At 44.4% G+C, this 3,110-nt stretch carries 2 protein-coding genes; both read left to right on the plus strand.

The genetic code is table 11. The features are described 5' to 3' along the window. Positions 1-69: 69 nt before the first annotated feature. On the plus strand, positions 70-1,665 hold the full coding sequence (locus AB4138_RS23035) for a bifunctional aspartate transaminase/aspartate 4-decarboxylase (protein WP_372307864.1): 1,596 nt from the start codon (positions 70-72) through the stop codon (positions 1,663-1,665). Between the two features lie 70 nt (positions 1,666-1,735). Next, positions 1,736-2,944 (plus strand): sodium/glutamate symporter, encoded by a 1,209-nt coding sequence (gene gltS / locus AB4138_RS23040; RefSeq protein ID WP_017061004.1) that lies wholly within the window; start codon positions 1,736-1,738, stop codon positions 2,942-2,944. Positions 2,945-3,110 lie beyond the last annotated feature (166 nt).

Below are 3,110 nucleotides of genomic sequence, written 5' to 3' on the forward strand. Positions count from 1 at the left end.
ATAATCACGCTTAAGTAAAACACTTTATTTAATTACAAGTGTTTAATATTAAATTATTAGGTAAATATTATGACTACTCAAACTCCAACTATCGATTTTTCAAAATTCGCTGACCTAAGCCCATTCGAGCTAAAAGACAAACTGATTGAAGTGGCGCAAGCTGTGCCAGATCGTGCACTTCTTGATGCAGGTCGTGGTAACCCTAACTTCCTAGCAACGCTACCTCGTAAAGCCTTCATCCGTCTTGGTGAGTTTGCGGTAGCAGAAGCAGAGCGTAACTACGCTTACCTAGGTGGTGATTTCGGTGGTATCCCTGATGGTGTTGGCATCGTTGAGCGTTTCGACACGTTCGCAAGCCAATATGCAGCAGACAAAGGCGTTGACTTCCTACGTCGTGCACTAAGCTACGCAAAAGACCGTCTAGGTATCGAAAAACAAGCGTTCCTAAACGAGCTAGTACTGGCTTACCTTGCGTGTAACTACCCAGTACCACCACGTATGCTAGTGAACATCGAGAAAGTGGTTAAACAATACATCGCAGAAGAGATGTACGGCCCAATGCCAATGACGACTAACTTTGACTTGTTCGCAACAGAAGGCGGCACAGCGTCAATGACGTACACGTTCGCAACCATGTTCAACAATGGTCTATTGAAAAAAGGTGACAAAGTTGCGCTAATCACGCCAATCTTTACCCCTTACCTAGAAATCCCAGAGCTAGCAGAGTATGAGCTGGAAATCGTTGAGCTACGCCTTGATGAGACCACTTGGCAGCTACCAATGTCTGAAATTGAAAAACTTGCAGATACAGACATCAAACTGCTTTGCGTCGTTAACCCTGCTAATCCAGCATCAGTGAAATTCTCTGACGAGACTCTAGAGAACCTAACAAACTTTGTGAATGAGCAACGCAGTGACCTATTCATCATCACTGATGACGTATACGGTACATTTGCCGATGACTTCGTTTCTCTATTTGCAAAACTACCATACAACACACTTTGTGTTTACTCGTTCTCTAAGTACTTTGGCGCAACAGGCTGGCGTTTAGGTACCATTGGTATCCAACACAAAAACGTATTTGATGACGCACTAAGTTCTTTCAGCGAAGAAAAACAGTGTCAACTTGATGGCCGTTACAAAACACTGACTCCAGAGCCACGTGACATTAAGTTCATCGACCGCATCGTTGCGGATAGCCGTAGCGTAGCCTTGAATCACACTGCCGGTCTATCTCTACCGCAACAAGTGCAAATGGCGATGTTTGCTCTAACTTGTCTAATGGACTCAGAAGGTCGCTACAAAGCCGCTTGCAAACGCATCATCCGTGAGCGCTACACAACGCTTTACAAAAACATGGGTGTAGAAATCGAAGAGAACAAAGACCGTGTGGATTACTACACACTCCTAGAGCTAGACACGCTAGGTGGCAAACTTTACGGTCAAGAGTTTGTCGACTGGTTCAAAGCTAACGAGAAAGGTAAAGACTTCCTATTCCGTCTTGCTCACGAAACTGGCGTCATCTTACTACCTGGTAAAGGTTTCGACACAGTACACGCATCAGTACGTGTATCACTAGCGAACCTTACTCACCACGAGTACGAGCTAATCGGCCGTGCAACACGCACTGTGTTGGATGAGTACTTCCAAGAGTTCTCTGCGTAATTCGTAGTTGCTAGAAAATATAAGCCCCGTCAAGTCGGGGCTTTTTTATTCGGTTGTTTAGGTCGTGATAATGAATGTAATTTCTGTAAATGCCGTTGAATCTGCCATTTTGGCACTCTTGATGTTGTTGTTTGGTGAGGTAACCAAAAAACACACACCAATATTAAGTAAATATCATATCCCAGGGCCGGTGATTGGTGGGTGCATCGCAGCCTTAATTACTACTTGCTTATATCGCATGGGAATGGAGTTCGAATTTGAACTTCCTTATAAAGAGACGTTGATGCTGATGTTTTTCGCAGGCATTGGTTTAAGCGCAAATATCAAGCAGCTATTCCAAGGTGGACGCTTGTTCGTTGTCTTTCTCGGAATCGCCGTTGTTTATATTATTTTTCAGGACGCTATTGGTGTCGCTGCAGCCTCGTTCTTAGGGCTGGATCCTAAGCTAGGACTGATGACGGGCTCTATCACCCTATCAGGTGGGCATGGTACAGGTGCTGCATGGGCGTCGATGTTTCATGACCATTTTGGTGTCGATAATGCACTCGAAATCGCGATGGCCTGTGCCACTTTTGGTCTTGTGATTGGCGGTATTATCGGAGCGCCTTTAGGCACGTATTTGGTTGAAAAAAATCAACTTTCAACACCGAACGTACATGCAGCAGATGTGGAACACAAAAAGGCCCATCACATGCCGACTAAGGGCAATGTACTACATGGCATCGGAAGCGTTGTTCTTTTAGCATGCTGTGTTGAGCTCAGCCAAATGCTACATAGTTTAGTGCTTGTGCTCGATGTGCATTGGCTGAACATGGTGCCAAATTTCGTCTATGCGTTATTTGTTGGTGCACTATTCTCAACACTATTTAGCGAGAGCAAACCTGCCAAGATTGCGATGGTCGAAGTGGCACGTTTAAGCTCAATTGCCCTAAGTGTCTTCTTATCTATGGCATTGCTTGAAATCAAACTTTGGCAGCTGTTTGATATGGCGTTGTCGCTGGTGGTTATCCTAACGATTCAAACATTGTTTACTATTGTGTTTGTTACGTCCGTTACCTATAAGCTACTCGGTAAAAATTATGATGCCGCGGTGATGGCAAGTGGTCATGCGGGCTTTGGTTTGGGTGCGACACCGACAGCCATGCTCAATATGAATGGTATCACGGGTTACTACGGCCCATCGCCACAAGCGTATTTTATCGTGCCGTTAATTGGTGCGTTCTTTATCGATCTCTCAAACCTAATCGTTATAGAGACATTCTTACATTTCATGTCTTGATGGATCTTCCCCATCAAAGGGGATTACCAAAGTTCAGTACTTTGACTTTAAAATTTACTCAAGACATCAAAAACTATATTCAGAAGAGGAGTGACGGTTTGAAAGGTGTAATTTCAATTCAGTCTCATGTGGTCTTTGGCCATGCTGGCAATAGCTCTGCCGTTTT

Source organism: Vibrio sp. 10N.286.52.C3 (assembly GCF_041468865.1).
Classification (GTDB): Bacteria; Pseudomonadota; Gammaproteobacteria; order Enterobacterales; family Vibrionaceae; genus Vibrio; species Vibrio crassostreae_C.